At 69.6% G+C, this 17,548-nt stretch carries 15 protein-coding genes and 2 pseudogenes; 12 read left to right on the forward strand and 5 right to left on the reverse strand.

The window, feature by feature from the left end; genetic code table 11:
* The first annotated feature begins 176 nt into the window (after positions 1-176).
* From D7318_RS31300 to D7318_RS31335, 8 genes and pseudogenes are all read left to right on the forward strand, one after another.
* Positions 177-1,297 (forward strand): annotated as a pseudogene (locus D7318_RS31300) (Gfo/Idh/MocA family protein).
* Positions 1,294-1,527: pseudogene (locus D7318_RS31305) on the forward strand (DUF6807 family protein); the annotation flags it as partial. The pseudogenes D7318_RS31300 and D7318_RS31305, both read left to right, overlap by 4 nt.
* 58 nt (positions 1,528-1,585) lie before the next feature.
* Positions 1,586-2,527 (forward strand): ABC transporter substrate-binding protein, encoded by a 942-nt coding sequence (locus D7318_RS31310; RefSeq protein ID WP_230424296.1) that lies wholly within the window; start codon positions 1,586-1,588, stop codon positions 2,525-2,527.
* A gap of 77 nt (positions 2,528-2,604) precedes the next feature.
* The gene (locus tag D7318_RS31315) at positions 2,605-4,071 is read left to right on the forward strand and encodes a glycoside hydrolase family 30 protein (RefSeq protein ID WP_120700640.1); all 1,467 of its coding nucleotides are present in this window, start codon (positions 2,605-2,607) and stop codon (positions 4,069-4,071) included.
* 757 nt (positions 4,072-4,828) lie between these two features.
* Positions 4,829-5,626 carry a FadR/GntR family transcriptional regulator gene (locus D7318_RS31320; protein WP_120700641.1) on the forward strand — a complete coding sequence of 266 codons (798 nt, stop codon included), beginning with the start codon at positions 4,829-4,831 and terminating at the stop codon, positions 5,624-5,626.
* Between the two features lie 250 nt (positions 5,627-5,876).
* A complete protein-coding gene (locus D7318_RS31325) occupies positions 5,877-7,106 on the forward strand; it encodes a dienelactone hydrolase family protein (protein WP_120700642.1) in 1,230 nt (409 codons plus the stop codon).
* Between the two features lie 35 nt (positions 7,107-7,141).
* On the forward strand, positions 7,142-7,336 hold the full coding sequence (locus D7318_RS31330; protein ID WP_120700643.1) for a ferredoxin: 195 nt from the start codon (positions 7,142-7,144) through the stop codon (positions 7,334-7,336).
* 11 nt (positions 7,337-7,347) lie between these two features.
* Positions 7,348-8,559, forward strand: coding sequence for an NAD(P)/FAD-dependent oxidoreductase (locus D7318_RS31335; protein ID WP_230424294.1), 1,212 nt, complete (start codon positions 7,348-7,350; stop codon positions 8,557-8,559).
* 9 nt (positions 8,560-8,568) lie between these two features.
* Here D7318_RS31335 and D7318_RS31340 read toward each other — a convergent pair whose 3' ends face one another.
* The 5 genes from D7318_RS31340 to D7318_RS31360 all read right to left on the reverse strand — a co-directional run bounded on the left by D7318_RS31340 (position 8,569) and on the right by D7318_RS31360 (position 12,661).
* The gene (locus D7318_RS31340) at positions 8,569-9,393 is read right to left on the reverse strand and encodes an IclR family transcriptional regulator (RefSeq protein ID WP_220729900.1); all 825 of its coding nucleotides are present in this window, start codon (positions 9,391-9,393) and stop codon (positions 8,569-8,571) included.
* Positions 9,394-9,745: 352 nt separating this feature from the next.
* On the reverse strand, positions 9,746-10,459 hold the full coding sequence (locus D7318_RS31345) for a class II aldolase/adducin family protein (RefSeq protein WP_120700646.1): 714 nt from the start codon (positions 10,457-10,459) through the stop codon (positions 9,746-9,748).
* Positions 10,460-10,485: 26 nt separating this feature from the next.
* The gene (locus D7318_RS31350) at positions 10,486-10,743 is read right to left on the reverse strand and encodes a dihydrodiol dehydrogenase (RefSeq protein WP_230424295.1); all 258 of its coding nucleotides are present in this window, start codon (positions 10,741-10,743) and stop codon (positions 10,486-10,488) included.
* A complete protein-coding gene (locus tag D7318_RS31355) occupies positions 10,740-11,258 on the reverse strand; it encodes an aromatic-ring-hydroxylating dioxygenase subunit beta (RefSeq protein WP_147437897.1) in 519 nt (172 codons plus the stop codon). Before D7318_RS31355 ends, D7318_RS31350 begins: the two co-directional genes overlap by 4 nt.
* A gap of 14 nt (positions 11,259-11,272) precedes the next feature.
* The gene (locus D7318_RS31360; protein WP_120700648.1) at positions 11,273-12,661 is read right to left on the reverse strand and encodes an aromatic ring-hydroxylating oxygenase subunit alpha; all 1,389 of its coding nucleotides are present in this window, start codon (positions 12,659-12,661) and stop codon (positions 11,273-11,275) included.
* Between the two features lie 743 nt (positions 12,662-13,404).
* On the opposite strand from D7318_RS31360, the gene D7318_RS31365 reads away from it, so the two are divergent.
* From D7318_RS31365 to D7318_RS31380, 4 genes are read left to right on the forward strand one after another with little or no spacing between them, the layout of a single operon-like run.
* Positions 13,405-14,307: a VOC family protein gene (locus tag D7318_RS31365; protein WP_120700649.1), complete on the forward strand. Its 903-nt coding sequence runs from the start codon at positions 13,405-13,407 to the stop codon at positions 14,305-14,307.
* Complete coding sequence (locus D7318_RS31370; RefSeq protein ID WP_120700650.1) at positions 14,304-15,308, forward strand: dihydrodipicolinate synthase family protein; 1,005 nt, start codon at positions 14,304-14,306, stop codon at positions 15,306-15,308. The genes D7318_RS31365 and D7318_RS31370 overlap by 4 nt, the downstream gene beginning before the upstream one ends.
* Positions 15,301-16,302: an ABC transporter substrate-binding protein gene (locus tag D7318_RS31375; RefSeq protein ID WP_183091685.1), complete on the forward strand. Its 1,002-nt coding sequence runs from the start codon at positions 15,301-15,303 to the stop codon at positions 16,300-16,302. The genes D7318_RS31370 and D7318_RS31375 overlap by 8 nt, the downstream gene beginning before the upstream one ends.
* Positions 16,299-17,519: a Gfo/Idh/MocA family protein gene (locus tag D7318_RS31380; protein ID WP_220729902.1), complete on the forward strand. Its 1,221-nt coding sequence runs from the start codon at positions 16,299-16,301 to the stop codon at positions 17,517-17,519. Before D7318_RS31375 ends, D7318_RS31380 begins: the two co-directional genes overlap by 4 nt.
* Positions 17,520-17,548: the final 29 nt, after the last annotated feature.

The raw sequence follows: 17,548 nt of genomic DNA on the forward strand, positions 1-17,548 counted from the left end.
TTCACCTGGGAAGTGCCTCCGGCGGTGGCAGGAACAAGGACCTCGACAATCCTCATTCTTGCTGGTCAGAGGCACTTTCTGCTTTCCTGACCGCCTGCCGGACAACCCGCTTCATGAAAGCCCGAGGTTAGGGTGGCGCTGCAAGCAAGCGCTTGCTCCATCGCTGAGGAGCCCGCATGCCCTCTCCCCCCTCCCGTTTGCGCGTCGCGGTCGTCGGCACCGGCGGCATCGTCACGGGCAGCCACCTGAAAGCCCTTCAAGCTCACGTCGACCGGGTCGATCTGGTCGCCGCCGTGGACGTCGACCGGATCAGGCTCGGTGCCTTTCAGGAGGCGGCCGAGGCCGCCGGCATGGATCCGCGGGGCTTCGACGACCTGGACGCGATGTTGGCGGCGGAGCGTCCCGACGTGGTGTTGATAGGCACCCCGCCCGTGCTGCACCACGAGCAGACCGTGGCGGCCCTGGAGGCCGGGGCCTGGGTGCTGTCGGAGAAGCCGTTGCCCCTCTCGCTCGCCGAGTACGACGCGATCGCGGCCACCGAGGAGGCCACCGGCAACTACGCCTCGGTGGTCTTCCAGCACCGCTACGGTTCGGGCGCGGTGCACGCCCGTGAGCTGATCGCGGGCGGGGAGCTGGGCCGGCCGTTGGTGGCGCACTGTCAGACCACCTGGTACCGGGACACTGCCTACTACGCGGTGCCGTGGCGGGGCCGGTGGGAGAGCGAGGGCGGCGGCCCGACGATGGGTCACGGCATCCACCAGTACGACCTGCTGCTGGACCTGCTGGGGGAGTGGACCGAGATCCGCGCCATGGCGGGTCGTCTGGTGCACGACGTGGAGAGCGAGGACGTGTCCACCGCGCTGGTGCGGTTCAAGAGCGGCGCGTTGGCGACCGTCGTCAACAGTGTGCTCTCCCCGGACGAGGTCAGCCGGATCAGGATCGACTGCGCCGAGGCCACCGTCGAGCTCACCCACCTGTACGGTCACCGCAACGAGGACTGGGTCTACACCCCGCGTCCGGGGCTGGAGGACGAGGCGCGGGTCAAGCGCTGGCGCACCCCGGCGGCCGACGTGCCCAGTTCGCACGCCGCCCAGCTCGGCGCCCTCCTTGATGCCTTCGAGCGTGGCGAGCGGCCGGCCGGCAGCGGCCCGGTCGCCCGCGCCACCGTGGAGTTCGCCGCCGCGCTGTACAAGTCGGCGTTCACCGCCCGGCCCGTGCTGGCCGGCGAGATCACCCCGAGGACCCCTTCTACACGTCCATGCACGGCGACCACCCGGACTGGAGCCCCGCACGATGACGATCCAGGTCACCCACAGCCTCGGCGAGCGGATCGTCGTCGGGCACGGCGACGTCGAGCTGCTGCACTACGTCTACCGCCCCAACCCGGACGTCTTCGAGTCCCGCAAGCCCTACGTCCACCCGCTGCGCACCCTGTCCGGCAACCTCGCCTCCGGCTACCGGCCCAACGACCACCGCTGGCACAAGGGCTTGCAGATGACGGCCAGCCACCTCTCCGGCCAGAACTATCTACCTCGCCTCCTACGCCCAGCGGGGTGCCCTGCTGGACCTCTCCACGGTCGACAACATCCTCGACCTGTCGGCCCTCGACGACGAGATCCTGGAGACCGGCCGCGTCAACGGCACCCAGTACGCCGTCCCCCTCGGCGGCGCGGCCAACGGCGTCATCATCAACACCTCCCTGTTCGAGCAGTACGACATCGACCTGCCCGACCTCGCCACCTGGACCTGGGACGACTTCACCCGCGTCGCGCAGGAGCTGACGGATGCCTCCGACGGCGAGGTCCGCGGCGTCACCCCCTTCTCCAACTCGTTCGACCTCGGCGTCTGGGCCCGCCAACAGGGCTCGGAGGTCTTCGAGAACGGGGAGGTCGTCCTCGACCCCGAAGCCCTGGCGAGCTACTGGGAGCGCCAGCTCGACTGGATCGACAGCGGGGCCGCGCCCTCGGTCGAGCACATCATCGAGTCGACCGGCGTGACGCTGGACCAGGTCGACGTGGTCACCGGCCGGGCCGGCATGGCCTTCATCCCCGCCGGCGCGTTCATCGCCTACCAGTCGGCCGCGCCCGACTTCGACTACGACCTGGCCAACTGGCCCTCCGACAGCGACACCTCGCCCGGCTTCCAGTACCTGAAACCGACCATGTACTGGTCCGCCGCGTCCACCTCAAGCCACCCCGCCGAGGCCGCCCTGCTGATCGACTTCCTGACCAACGACCCCCGCGTCGGTGAGATCTTCGCCCTCGACCGTGGGGAGCCGGCCAACCACGCCTTCAGAGAGGCACTGACCCCGAACCTGGACGACACCGGACGGGAGGCCTTGGCATTCTCCGAGGCCATGGCCGAGGAAGTCGGCGAGCCCGCCTCCATCACCCCGAGCGGGGGCAGCGACCTGGACGCGCTGTTCAACCGGTACACCCAGGACGTGCTGCTGGGCGAGTCCGCCCCCCGGGAAGCGGCGGAGGGCTTCATCGGCGAACTCCGGGACAACGTCACGGCGGCGAGCTGAGTACGAGCGCCCAGCGTGCCGAACACCGGCGGATCCCACCGGAAAGTCTCGACAGCGACCATCGAAAGGACAGCCTCGTGAACCGAACGACCCGCACGGTCGTGGCCGGCACCCGGGCCGCGACCCTGTTGCCGCTGGCTTCGGCGACCGCCGGAGCCGAGACCGCAGGCGGCACGCCACGCGCCTCCGGGAGCGTCGATTTCGGCGACGAGCGGCAGCTCATCGACGGCTTCGGCATCTCGCAAGCGTTCCAGCGCGCCGACATCATGAACGGGGCGCCCGGCCTGACGCCGGAGCACCAGCGGGAAGTGCTGGACCTGCTGTTCGACACCGGGACCGGGGCCGGCTTGAGCATCCTGCGGCTCGGCATCGGCTCGTCCGCCGACGAGGTGTACGACCACATGCGGTCCATCCAGCCCGACGATCCCGGCGGCCCCGACGCTCAGCCGCGATACGAGTGGGACGGCTACGACGGCGGTCAGCTGTGGCTGGCCAGGGAGGCCCGGGAGTACGGGGTCGAGCGGTTCTACGCCGACGCCTGGAGCGCGCCCGGCTACATGAAGACCAACGGCGACGACGCGAACGGTGGGGCCCTGTGTGGTCTGCCGGGGGTCGAGGAGTGCGTGAGTGGCGACTGGCGGCGGGCCTACGCCGAGTATCTCGTGCAGTACGCGCGCTTCTACGCCGAAGAGGGCGTCGAGATCACCGACCTCGGGTTCACCAACGAGCCGGACTGGGTGACCGACTACGCGTCCATGGAGATGACACCCGAGCAGGCGGCCGACATGGCGACGATCGTCGCCGACGCCGTGGCGGACTCGGAGCTGTCCGAGATGAACGTCGTCTGCTGCGACACCGTCGGCTGGTCCGCCGACCGGGAGTACACCGAAGCGATCGAGGCCGACCCGGAGGCCGCCGCGGCGGTCGACATTCAGACCGGCCACCGGTACGGGGACCCGGCGCGCAGCCCGCTGCCGACCGACGACCACACCTGGATGTCGGAGTGGAGTCCCCCCGGCCCCAACTGGAACGAGGCATGGGACGACGGGAGCGGCTACGACGGCTTCACCGTGGCGGAGGACATCCTGGGCACCCTCACCCAGGCAGAGGCCAACGGCTACGTCTACTGGTTCGGCGCCTCCATCAACGCCACCCGCGCCCTGATCCAGATGGACGGCCCGGACTACCACGTCTCCAAACGCCTGTGGGGAATGGCCGCCTTCAGCCGCTTCATACGGCCCGACGCGGTCCGAGTGGGCGCGGACTCCGGCAGTGAGGCCGTGCGGGTCGCGGCCTTCCGGAACACCGACGGCAGCAACGTGCTGGAGATCCTCAACACCGGTACCGGCACTGTCCGCCAGACCCTCGACGTCGACGGCCCCACCGGCAGGAACGGCGATGTCTACCTCACCGACGAGACCCACGACCTCCAGCGCACCGGCGGGGCGCGCGTCACGGGCGGCCGCCTCTCCGTCGACCTGCCGCCCCGCTCGCTGACGACCGTGGTGCTCGACCAGCCCGCCGGCGTGCCTCCACCGCACTGACGCCGGTTGGTCTCCCTCGCTCCGCTCCCGGGCGGCGCGATGGAGAACCGATTCGCGGGAGCACGGTGCCATCCGCGCCCAGTTCGGCGGCGAGGTCCGCGAGTCAGGACGTCAGGAAGTCCGGCGCTGTCGTTCAGGTATCTCGCGGTAGGGGGAAGACCTGGGTGCCGCCGGTCCAGCCGAGGTGCTCGTCACAGCGACTGCTCGGCCTGATCGTGGAGGGCGTCAGCCCTCAGAGGTGAAAGGGAGGGTGTACGGTTCGACACCCTGGCTCGCCGGGGGCTCCGGCCCAGTACGCCCCGCAGGCGTGGTGTGGGAGTTGATCACGGCGTCGGAGCCGTCCTCGAGCTCCCTCGAAGCCGGGAGTTGTTCCGGATTTATGAGGGTGGGACTGTACGCCTGAGCCCAGGCGTCGATCGTCCAGCCCCGGCCGGCCGCTGAGCTGGCGCCTTGAGGCGGTCGGCGAGGACCAGCTGGTGATTCACACGACAGAGCAGTCGAGTTGGACTACAGCAGTACAGAGACGGAAGACTGCGACAGCAGGGCCTCCTGACGCTCGGATGGTTTCGACAGCCACGAGCTATGCGGGAGGCCCTGCTTTGATGCCCGACCACGGCGAGATCACCCAACAGGGAACTCGCGTTCGACCCCAAAGCGAACTTCATAGTATGCCTTCTCAGCGAGAAGGTCGGATCTTGTGCGTACCATTGACCTGTCGGACAACAGGTCGTGGCGGCTGGACGGTGGAGGAGAGCACATGGGGGGTCCCGCGAACGGCGGTTCGGCGCCTGGTTCCCAAGCCGCCTCACTGGGGGCGGTGCACCGTATCCGGCCGGCGTACGAGCAGGTCGCCGATCAGATTCGGGAGCTGATCGTGGAAGGCGAGCTCGTTCCCGGTGACCGGTTGCCGAACGAGGGTGACGTCGCTTCGGCGTTCGGTGTCAGCCGGGGAACGGTGCGCGAGGCCATCCGGATCCTCACCGCCGCGAACCTGCTCTACTCGGTAAGGGGTGCGCACGGTGGCACCTTCGTGACACGGACCGACCCGAGCGTGCTGCGCGAGCACCTGGAGACCGGGCTGGGCATCCTCAGCGGCTCGGACGCCATCAGCCTGGACGAGTTGCTCGACACCAGGATGCTGCTTGAGGTGCCCACCGCGCGGCTGGCGGCCGAGCGCAGGACCGAGGAGCACCTCGTCTCGTTGCGTGAGGCCGTGGCGGCGGAGCCGCCGGGCTCCAATGTCCGCTACCAGTACCACCGGCGGTTCCACACGGAGCTGCTTGAGGCGTCGGGGAACCGGTTGCTGCAGCTCGTGACCGTCCCCGTGTTCGGTGTCATTCGGTCCAGGTTCGTGATCCCGCCCTCGCGCCGCAAGTTCTGGAACGAGATCGAGTCCGACCACGAGGAGATCCTGGCGCTCGTCGAGGCCGCCGATGGCGAGGGCGCCGCTGATGCCATGCGGCGCCACCTGGTCCGGCTCAACGCGTTCTACCAGTCGCTGGGTACCAGTGCGCTGCCCCAGCCTCGGCGGACCCGGCCTTTCCCGGTGCGCTGATCCGCGGTGCGCCCACCGTCGTGGTTGATCGGTGCCGGGAGTGGGGTGTCCCGCGGCGCGGTGGTACAAGGTTCGTGATGTCCTGGCCCGGTACGGGCGTATCAGCAGTTGCTGCGAGACAGTCGGCGGACCTGGCCCGGTATTGATCCGAAAGTCCGACCTTTTCTGCGTATGAGCGTTGACGCTGCCCCGTGCTGATGCTTGACTCTATCCATCACAGAGTTGTGTTCTGCACAGGGGAAGTAACTCGATGGGTGAGCAGGTCGAGGTTCGCTCTGCGGACGGCGGTGCCTTCCACATGTACGTGGCCATACCCGAGCGCGGCTCGGGGCCGGGCCTCGTCCTGTTGCAGGAGGCGCTCGGCGTCACCGAGTTCATGCGGGCGACTGCGGACCGGTACGCGGCCGAGGGTTATGTGGTCGCCGTGCCGGACCTCGATGGGCGCATCGAGCCCGAGGGTGCGCTGACCGACGCCGACCTTGACCGGGCGATGGAGCTCTATCAGCAGTTCGACATCGAGCGTGCCGTTGACGACATCGCGGTGACGGTGGCGGCACTGCGTGATCGTGCCGAGCACGTCGGCGGGGTCGGGGTGATCGGGTACTGTCTCGGTGGCCGGCTGGCCGTGCTCGCCGCGGCCCGGACCAAGGTGGACTGCGCGGTCGGGTACTACGGCGTGGGGATCACCGAACACCTTGAGGAGATGGACCGGATCACCGTCCCGGTCGCGTTGCACTACGGCAGCGAGGACACGCACTGCGGGCACGAGGTGGCCGCTGTCCAAGCCGTCGTCGACCGGCACGAGCACATGTCCCTATGGGTCTACCAGAGGGCCGATCGCGCGTTCGCCAACGACTTCCGGCCTTACCACGACAAGGTGGCGACGGATCTGGCGTACACGCGGACGTTGTCCCTCGTCCGCGGGGCGATCGGGCCGCACTTCGACCTTGAGGCCGTGTGGGACCTGCACCTCTACCACGAGTTCGTCACCAAGGACGCGTCCGCGGTGCTCAAGACGATGGTCGACGACCCTTACGTCAACATCGCGCCAACCGTGATGGGCGGCGTCGGGCACGACATGCTGCTGCGATTCTACAAGTACCACTTCGTCGACGTGCATCCCGACGACACGAAGATGATCCCGGTGTCCCGCACGGTGGGTGTGAACCGCATTGTGCAGGAGCTGGTGCTGTGCTTCACGCACGACCGGGAGATCCCCTACCTGCTCCCGGAGGTCGCGCCAACCGGTCGCTACATGGAGATCGCGATGGTCGCGATCGTCTCCTTCCACGGCGACATGATCTACAACGAGCACATCTACTTCGACCAGGCATCGGTGCTCGTGCAGGCCGGCCTGATCGATCCGGAGGGGCTTCCGGTGACTGGTGCCGAGGTGGCCCGCAAGGTCCTCGACAAGGACATCGAGCCGAACCGGCTGATGCCGGGCTGGGGGGCCAGTGAGTCGCTGCCCCTGACCTGATTGGCCACATCCACACCCCCTACCGAGGAGAGACCGTGCCCGTTGTCCGAGCCGACCTCAACACCTGCCAGGGCTACGCGAACTGCGTGTTGGCTGCCGACGACATCTTCGACATCGACGACTCCGGGACGGTGGTCCTGCTCCGCTCGGAGTTCCCGGACACCGAACGCCCCCGGATCGAGGCCGCGGCGCGGACCTGCCCGGTGGCCGCGCTGGTGGTGGAGCAGTGACTCGGCGACGGGTGGCCGTCATCGGCGCGGCGCTGGGTGGCCTGCGGACGGTTCAAGCGCTGCGTGCCGCCGGGCACGACGGGGAGATCGTCCTCGTCGGCGCGGAACCGGACCTCCCCTACGACCGACCGCCGCTGTCCAAGGCGGTGCTGTCCGGTGAGCGCCCGGCGGACGACCTGGGCCTGGCCACTGCGGAGGAACTGGCCAGCCTCGATACGACCCTGCTCCTCGGGCGGCACGCGGAGCGGCTCGACGTGGCTGCCGGTGATGTCGTGCTCGACAGCGGCGACCGGGTCCCGTTCGATGACCTGGTCGTAGCGACCGGGACCCGTGCCCGTCCTTCGCCCTGGGGGCTCCCACCGGGCGCCCACCTGCTGCGGACTAGGGCGGACGCCGTCGCGCTGCGGTCGGACCTCGTGCGCGGGGGGCGTCTGGTGGTCGTCGGGGCGGGCGTGGTTGGCTGCGAGGTCGCGGCAACCGCGCGGACCCTCGGCCTGGAGGTGACGCTGGTTGACCCGCTGGAGGCGCCGATGGTGCGGGTCGTCGGTCCGGGGGCCGGCGCGATGCTGGCCGAGATGCACCGGTCGCACGGGGTGCGGACCCGATTCGGGGCTCGTGTCGAGCAGCTTGAGGGCACCCGCGGGGCGCTGCGGGTCCGGCTCGCTGACGGTGAGGTGCTCGACGCCGACACGGTCGTCGTCGGGATCGGTGCCGAGCCGAACGACGGCTGGCTGGCCGGCTCGGGACTTGAGGTGCGCGACGGGCTGGTGTGCGACGAGTTCGGCCGCGCGTCCGGTGTCACCGGCGTGTACGCGGTCGGCGATGTGGCGCGATGGTGGCATCCGCGGCACCAGGCGCATGTGCGGCTCGAACACTGGACGAACGCGGGCGAGCAGGCCGCTGTCGTGGGCCACAACATCGTCCACCCGGACGAGCCGCGGTCTCTTGCCCCGGTCGAGTACGTCTGGAGCGACCAGTTCGACCGAACCGTGCAGGTCGCGGGCCGTCCGGAGGGGTGGCCGGCCGAGGTCGTCGGTGACGACGAGGCCGTCGCGACCGGCCGGTTCACGGCGCTCTTCGGCCCCCCGGACGGCCCGCTGACCGGAATGGTTGCTGTCGGGAGCCCCCGCAGCACGATCGCTGGCCGCCGCGCCATTGCCACCGGCACGCCGCTGCGCGAGGTCGCCGACGCGATCCGTGTGCGGACTGTCGCCAACCGGTGACCGCCGGCCTCAGCCCGTCGGCGGAGCCCCCGGCAGGAGCGCGGCCGCTTCCTCGACCAAGGCACGAACGGTGTTGCCGATCCGACGCTGCTTCGCCACCGACATCCGGTTGATCGGCGCGGCGACATTCACCGCCAGCCGGGCCGGTGCGGTGTGTGGGGGGAAGGCGACGGCCACTGTGGCCACCTCGAGCTCGCTCTCTTGGCGGTTGATGGCGTAACCACGTTTCTGGATGATCGCCACCTGGGCCTCCAGTTCGCTGTGTAGCTGGAGGCTGTGCTCGGTCAGACCATCGAGCTCGCCGTTCGGATACATGGAGACGCGCTCGGCGGGCGTCATCTGGGCGAGTAGGGCCTTGCCCATCGATGTGGAGCTGGCCGGCAGCGACATCCCGAGCCGGGACGTGACACGTACTGCCCGGGGACTCTCCAGCGCGTCGATGAAACGCACCGTGGATCCGTCGAGCATGCCCAGGTGCACGGTCTCTCGGAACTCCAAGTGCAGCCGTTCCAGCACCGGGCGGAGCGTGGTGCGGAAGTCGAAGCGCTGCAGGATCGAGAAGGCCACACCGGTGAGCGCGGTGCCCGGACCATAGTGCTTGGTACGCTCGTTCTGCCGAACGAAGCCGCGGTACTGCAGCATGGCTAGCACCCGGTGCGCCGTCGACGACGCCACCCCCAGGTACTCACTGACATCGGTGAGGCGCAGTTCCGAGTGTTCGCCCAAGAGCAGCAACACCTTGAGCGCGTTGTCCACGGACTCGATTGGGTACTGCGGCACGCGGGTGTTCGCCGGTTCCGTCCTTTCCGGCTGTGCGGAATGATTCTTCTTCACAGCAGAAAGGGTAATGCCGAGGGCGCGTGTTGTCGCACACCCGGCACCGGCAGCTGGCCACCCCGGACGGTGGCGCAGCGGCCACGCCCACGTCGCCTCGATGATGATGGCCCCGCCGCCCTCACCACGGCGGTCGAGGGGACGAGATCGCCGCGCTCGGACGGCTCGGCATTGTTGTGGCCAACGCCGGTATCAGGGCTGTCGGGCCCCGCGCCGAAGATCGGCGACGGGGCCCGGCTCACAGGCCTCCGGCTCACGGGCCACGATCCGCCGACCGGTCGCCTCGACCAGGCACGCGGTCCGGGGGAGATCTTCGCCGGTGGCCAGTGGGTACCGCCCTTGTGCCGCGTGGTCAGGCCGACGGCGTGCCCGGGGTGCCGTGGTCCAGGCGTCGCACCAGGTACTGCCAGAGCTGGTCGAGGGCGGCCGGGTGGTAGATGCGTTCGCGCTTGGCCAGCGACTCCTCGCGGGGCGACCAGGACGGAAAGCCACCGTATCCGGCGGTCAGCAGCTGCTGCTTGGCGGCCTCCTCCAGGAGGAGGGCCGCTATCGTCGCCGTCGGCAGGTCCGGTCCGACGGTCACGATGCCGTGGTTGACCAGAAACACCGCCTGGGTGTCAGCGAGGACGGTCGTGAGCGACTGTCCCAGCTCGGCGGTGACGATGAGGTCCGCGGTATCGGTGAACCGGGGCACGGAGGGCGGAACGAAGTAGTTCGCGGCGTGGCTGACCGGGCGCAGCTCCTGGCCTGCGGCGGCGAGGGCGACCGCGTGCGGGGAATGCGTGTGCACGACCCCGCCGACGTCCGGCCGGGCGGCCATGATCTCGGTGTGGATGGGGTACTCGACGTGCCGCTGGCCGGTGCCGTGCAGGATCTCGCCGTTCCAGTCAAGCAGCTGGACGAGTTCCGGGGTGATCTCCTCCAGGCCGTAGCCGCTCGGCTTGATCCACACTCCCCTGCCGTCCGGGTCGCGGGCCGAGGAGTGGCCCCAGATGAAGTCGCCGTGGCCGGCGTCGCCGAGGACCCGTGATGAGAGTGCCACCGTCTCGGTGACGAGGTCGGACATGTCTCTATCTTTCTTCTGGTCGCATCTCAGTGCTGCTCGGGGCCGAGTGGATTCTGAAGGAATGTCGAGAAGAGCTCGGGTGACTGCCAGGTCAGGCTCTCCAGCGCGACCGGGTCGAGGTGGATCCGCTCGCCGAGTTTGAGCGAGTAGATCTCCAGCCGGATCCCGGTCGGGGTGTCGACGAGCCGCAGCCGCACAGAGGCGAACTCGTTGGCGATCTCGACCCCGAAGCGCCAGTCGACTCCGGTCACCGAGGCGTCGTGCCCCGTGTCATCGGCGGTCACAGGAAGATCGACAATGCGTGTAGGCCCAGCACCGTGCTGTCCAGGTGGACAAGCCGGTTCGCGAGCCTCAGCTCGCCGTCGACCAGGCGCAGGGTGTCGGTCCGCTGCCCGGTCAACACGACCGGGGTGGGCGAGCTACCGCGGTAACAGTAGACGGCGATGTTGGTGAGGGCTCCCGTCTCCGACCCCGTCTCGCCGGACGCCGGTTCACGCCGCCGGATGTTGGTCACCAGCCGGCGGGTGCGGGTTGGTGGCCGCTCCGCCCACGCGAACTCCGAGTCCAGCCGGCGGATGCGGGTGCGCAGCGTGCCGATGTTCTCCCACAGGAAGTTGGCCCGATCGGTGAAGTCGGAGTCGGTCGCGGTGACGCCGCGCTCGCGCACCGCCCGCACCGGGACGCGGTACTGCACGTCCGGGGCGAGCAGCGCGAGCCAGTTGTGCAGCTCGTTGTCGTCCAGGTACTCGGCCTCGCGGTGGTAGAAGTCGGCGAGGGCGGAGTCATCAATGGCGCTCATGTCCACGGTCGGCGTCACTCCTTGTCCTCGACCGGGCTGGCGGCGCCCGGTGCGGGAGCGGTCATCTGCTCGAACCAGCGTCGGTGGAAGGTGCGCAGGCCGCTCTCCCCGGAGTTCGACGGCCACGCGGTCCCCGGTCCCGGCCAGTCCGCGAGCGGCTCAGCGTCACCCATACCGGGCATGCCCATCTGGTAGTTGAACCGGATGCCCTGCAGCTCGGCGGCCAGGCTGCCGCCGGTCCTGGCCACCCCGTTCCAGACGATCGCGTCGTCCTGTTCGAACGCGCCGGACGGGCTGAAGCTCGCCATCGCCGCGCGGTAGACGCTCTCCTTGAACTCGGGGGAGGCCTCACGGGGTGCCAGAACCCAGCTCCACACCTCCATGTGGCCCGGGCCCCGCGGCTGCCACGTGCGGATGCTGAGGAACGGACGCGCCGGCAGCTCGATGTCCTCCCGGGCGGAGAAGTGGATGAACGACATGTTCGGGAAGACCGTCCCGTCGTGCACGACGCCGCGGCGGACCAGGTCGAGCTGTGCCTCGTTGAGCGCGCCCTGCTCGAACTGGACCCGGAGCTCCTTCGGGTAGTCGAACCAGCGCTCCTCGCCCTCGGCGAGCACGCGCATGCTGATCGCGTGCCCATCGCACTCGTTGACGTGTAGCCCGTGAGCCTTGCCCGTCTTCCCGGCCCCGGCCTGGTCGGCGATTCCGACTTCGAGCAGCGAGCGGTGGGTCATCTGGGTGTGCGAACTGTCGCCGGTGAAGTTCTCCGCGCCCGACTTCCAGTCCGCGTCGATCAGCCAGCGGTGCGGTTCACCGAGCACCTCCATCCCGCCCTTGGTGAGCGCGACCTGCATCTCCAGGTACCACCGGAACTTCCCGAGGTAGTCATGCAGTGACGGCGCGTGCGGGTCGAGGGTGGCGAACACCAGGCCGTGAAAGGAGTCCACCTGCGCGGCCGGGATCAGCCCCCACTCCTCCATGTCAAGCGCGCGGTACCCGTTCTGCCGGGCTGGCACGCCGATCAGGCTGCCGTCGTTCTTGTATGTCCAGGCGTGGTATGGGCAGCGGAAGTGCGAGGTGTTTCCCGAGTCCACCCGGCAGATGACGCTGCCGCGGTGCCGGCAGCTGTTGAGCAGCACCCGGATCACGCCGGCCTCGTCGCGGACGAAGACAAATGGGTCCTCGCCGATCATGCGCACATGGTAATCGCCCGGATCGGGCAGTTCGGACTCATGTCCGATGTAGACCCAGCAGCGGCCGAACACCTGCCGCAGCTCCCGCTCGTAGACCGAGGGGTCGTTGAAGACCTCGGCCGGTACCAGGCCCCGATCCAGGTCGGCGCCCATCTGTTCCAGTAGCACGTCGACCCGCGATCGTTCGGCAGTCCCCGCATCCGCGCTCATCGGCCACCTCCTTCTCTCTCCGCGGCCACCCGCTCGTCACGAGCTCGCCCAGGATATCTTGACAGTAGAATTGAATTCTGCATAGCGCAATGATGGCACGAAGCGGGCCGTCCGCCCCGGGCAGGCTCCACCTTCGTGGGCGGGGTGCGTCCTGGCGGGCGCCTCGCCAGCGTCTGGCGCGCAACACCCCCAGCAAGCACCCCGCCGACGCTCGGCGCGAAGGGCGGCGGTTCGTGGTCTGCCAGTCGCGGCGCGGCGCGGCGGGGGCCCGGCCCAGGCGACGGTCACCAGCCGGCCCGCGTGCCCCACCCGGTTGATCGCCGGGCGGGGGGCCTGGGGTGGCCTCGACTGCGGCGGTGTCCACCTCGGTGACACGCGCATGCGGGTGTGGGCCGCGGAGCGTGGCAAGTCGGACGGCCCCGGAGGCCCGGATGGCCCGCGCCCCGCGCTACCGCCGGCCGGGCCGATGCCGGACGTTCGCCATCACCGTGGCCCCGGCCTCCCGCGACCGGCGTGGCCCCGGGTGCGGGTACCTGGTCACGCCGTCCTGCTCTGCCGAACGGACAGCCAGATCAGCAAAAGTTGGACCTTTAAAGGCTCCTCGCGGCGTTAGACCTATTGCGCAGAACTTGGTTCCGGATGTAAGAAAACAGGGCGTCGGTGCCGGATCAGACCTCTCGGACCGTCGCCGACGGCCGTTCGGCCAGTCGAGATCGGACCGATGATTTATGGAGGTGCTGTAGATGGGTGACACCCGGGTCGCTGTGACCGGTCTCGACCACATCGCGCTCGCCGTACCGGACCTGGAGACGGCACTCGGCTTCTACACCGACGCTTGGGGCCTGGTACCGGTGGCCGAACAGGGCGGCCGGCACCACCTGGCCGGGCAGCAGTCCCGGCACACGGATCTGGTGCTGTCCCAGGGCCCCACGGCCGCCCTCGACCACATCGCGCTCGCGGTCGCCTCGCCCGAGGTATTGGAGCGTCTCGCGAAGCGACTGGTGAACGCCGGTCACCGCACCATGAAGGTGTCCGCCATGGAACTGCGGCCGGGCCAGACGGCGGCGGTGGTCACACACGACCCGGACGGCCACCGCATCGAGCTCGCCGTCGGGGCCCAGGACGAGGGCGCGCGCGACACCAGTGTCCAGATGGCGCCGCTACGCCTCGGCCACGTCGTGCTCGGGACGCCGGACCAAACAGCGATGACGGCCTTCTATCACCTGCTCGGATTCCGGGTGAGCGACCGGAACGCGACCGGAATGTGGTTCCTGCGTTGCAACGCGGACCATCACAGCCTCGCGCTGATCCCCGCCGACCAGCCATGGCTGCAGCACATGGCCTACGACGTCGGCACGGTGAACGAGGTCATGCGCGGGCTGGCGCTGCTGCGCGAGCACGACGTCACGCCAGTCTGGGGGCCGGGACGGCACGGACCGGGAAGCAACGTGTTCACCTACTACCGCGATCCCGCGGGCTTCTTCATCGAGTACTACGGCGATCTCGACAAGTTCGACGACTTCGACCCCAACGACGACATCACCGTCGTCGAGTGGGGACCGGAGCACCGGGGCGACGTCTGGGGCATCGCTGGCCGTCCACCAGCCGCGTTCGTCGCCGGCCCGAACGCGGGGAGCCTGTCATGAGAGAGCAGGACCCGTTCGACGGGCTACACGCCATCATCCCGACTCCCGCCCGCTCTGGCGCCGACCGTTGGGACGCCACCGACACAGTCGACACCGAGGAGACCGCCCGGTTGGTCGACACCCTGATCCGGGACGGCGCGTCCGGCATCATCGCCCTCGGCACCACCGGTGAGTGCGCGACGCTGACCCCGGAGGAGTTCGACACCGTCGTCGGCTGCGTCGTTGACGCAGCCGCCGGCCGGGTACCGACCATCATCGGGGCGACCGCGCTCGGCACCCACGAGGTCGCCCGCCGACTGCGGATCATCACTGACCGCGGCGCGACCGGGACCCTACTCGGACTCCCGATGTGGCAGCCTCTGACCACCGGCATGGCCCTGCGCTACGTCGCGGACGCCGCCGCCGCGGCCCCCGGGCTGGGCATTATGGTCTACGCCAACGCCCGTGCCTTCAGGTACGGCTTCCCGCTGGAGTTCTGGGCCTCCCTCGCCCGGGACGTGCCCTCGGTGGTCGCGGCCAAGATGTCCCGCGCCCCCGACCTGCCCGAGCTCGTCAAGGCCACCGAGGGCCGGATCCGGTTCCTGCCGAACGAGATGAAGGTGCACGAGTTCCACGCGATGGCACCGCAGACGCCCATCGGCTGCTGGGCCACCGCGGCGGCGATGGGCCCCGAGCCGGCGCTGGCGGTACTCGACGCCCTCCGCTCGGGAGAGCAGCAGGCGATCGATGCGGCCACGGCCGACATCGCCTGGGCCTGCCAGCCGATCGAGTACCTGCTCGCCGATCAGGAGTACTTCGCTTCGCACAACATCCAGGTCGAGAAGGTCCGGATCGAAGAAGCCGGGTACTGTCGCCCCGGACCGATCCGCCCGCCGTACAACTCGATCGCCGACGACGACGCGGCCGCGGCGCGCGAGTGCGGCCGCCGGTGGCGGGAGCTGCGCGAGCGGCACGCGGCGGCCAGGGGCACGGCCCTCGTTGGGGGACGTTCCGATGCCTGACCAGCGTGGCCTGACGCTCGCCTGTCCGGGACACTTCTCGGACCGGGTGTTCGACCTGTGGACCGGGGCCGTCCGGCCCGCCGGGATCGACCTGCAGTACCTGCCGATGTCGCCCCGCGAGGCCTTCCGACGGTTGCTGCGCGGCGAGTTCCCCGTTGGCGAGATGTCGCTGTCGACCTACGTCACGTCCGTCGCCCACGACCGGGCGCGGTTCGTCGCGATCCCGGCGTTCCCGTCCCGAACCTTCCGGCACAGCGCGGTCTACGTGCGCGACGCGGCGGGCATTGAGGGTCCGGCCGACCTGGTGGGCCGCCGGATCGGCGTCCCCGAGTACCAGATGACGGCGGCCGTGTGGGTGCGTGGCATGCTGCAGCACGACCACAACGTGCGCGCCTCGGACGTCGAGTGGGTCACCGGTGGCCTACAGGACTCCGGCCGCCACAGCCTGGAACCGGTCACGGTCCGCGGGGTGAATGTGGTCCACGAGGACCAGCGCTCGCTCGACGACCTCCTGCTGGCCGGCGAGATCGACGCGATCGTCGCCCCACAGGCACCACCGTCGTTCGCGGCCGGGTCACCAGCCGTGCGGCGACTGTTCCCGGACTACCGGTCGGTCGAGGCCGACTACTTCCGCCGGACCGGGCTGTTCCCGATCATGCACACGGTCGTGATGGACCGGTCACTGTACGAGTCACAGCCCTGGATCGCGGCCAGCCTGTACGAGGCCTTCGATCGCGCACGGGCGAACGCCATCGCCCGGCTCACTGAGCGCGAGCCGCTCTCGGTCTCGCTGCCCTGGATCAACGACGAGGTCGCCCAGACCGTCGAGGTGATGGGCCCGAACTTCTGGCCCTACGGACTTGAGCCGAACGAGCCGGTGCTCGAAGCCCTCTGCGGTTACCTTGTCGAGCAGGGGATCTGCGACCGCCGGGTCGCGGCGCGCGATCTGTTCGCGCCGACCGTGCTGGAACTCGCCGGAACGAGGTCCCTGTGAGCCGCCAGCTGCGATTGGGCGTCGTCGGCCTCGGCGGCGCGACGATGTCGATGTTGCCGACCCTGCTCGCCGACGAGCGCGTGGTGATCGCCGGCGTTGCCGATATCGACGCGACGGGCCGGGATCGGTTCGCCGCGGACCTGGGCGTGCCAGCCTACGACCGAGCCGAGGACCTTGCCGCGAACCCGGGCGTGGACGCGGTCTACCTCGCCACACCGCACGCTCTGCACGCCGACCAGGCGACGGCGGCGCTCGCCCTCGGCACGCATGTGCTCGTCGAGAAGCCCCTTTCGCTCACCGTCGAGGACTGCCTGGCCGTGCACGACGCGAGCCGAGCGAGCGGCGCGCAGGTGGTCGTCGGACACACCCACGCGTTCGACCGTCCGGTGCGGATGATTCGCGACATCATCGCGAGCGGCCGGCTCGGCCGGGTCGCGATGATCAACAGCTGGTACTACGGCAGTTTCCTGTACCGGCCGCGGCGCCCCGAGGAATTGGACACCGCCCGCGGCGGGGGCATTCTCTTCAACCAGGTGCCACACCAGGTCGACGTGGTCCGGTTGCTCGGCGGCGGGCTGGTCCGGTCGGTCCGGTCCGCGACTTTCGTCCTCGACCTCAAGCGCCCGACCGAGGGCAGCCACTCGACCTTCCTGGAGTTCGAGGACGGCGCGGCCGCGAGCCTGGTCTACAGCGGGTACGACCGCTTCGACACCGACGAGTGGCACGGCTGGATCGACGAGAACGGCCGTGACCGGGTACCGGAGCACGGCGCGGCCCGCCGGGCGCTGCGCGCGGCTGGCGGGCAGGACGCCGAGGCAGGGCTCAAGGCGGCCCGCGGCTACCGCGGGCTCCCGGCCGGCCCAGCCGACCGCTCCGGGCTGCACCAGCCGCACTTCGGCGTCCTGCTGGTCAGCTGTGAGGGTGGTGACCTGCGAGCCGGGCCGGACGGGGTCATCCTCTACGACGACGAGGGCGTTACCACCGTGCGGATCCCGTGCGACGGCCCATTCCCTGACAAGAGCCTGGTGATCGACGACCTCTACCGGGTCGTCGTGCTCGGCGAACCATCGGTGCACGACGCGGCGTGGGGCGCCGCGACCGTCGAGGTGTGTCGGGCCATCCAGACCTCCGCCCGGGAGCACCGCGAGGTCCTGACCGAGCACCAGGTGCCCGTCGATCCCGCCCGGCGCCCGCCACACCCGGCGGTCAGCACATGACCGGCCTGTCCCAACCGCCCCGCACTGGA

Source organism: Streptomyces radicis (assembly GCF_003626575.1).
Taxonomy (GTDB): domain Bacteria; phylum Actinomycetota; class Actinomycetes; order Streptomycetales; family Streptomycetaceae; genus Streptomyces; species Streptomyces radicis.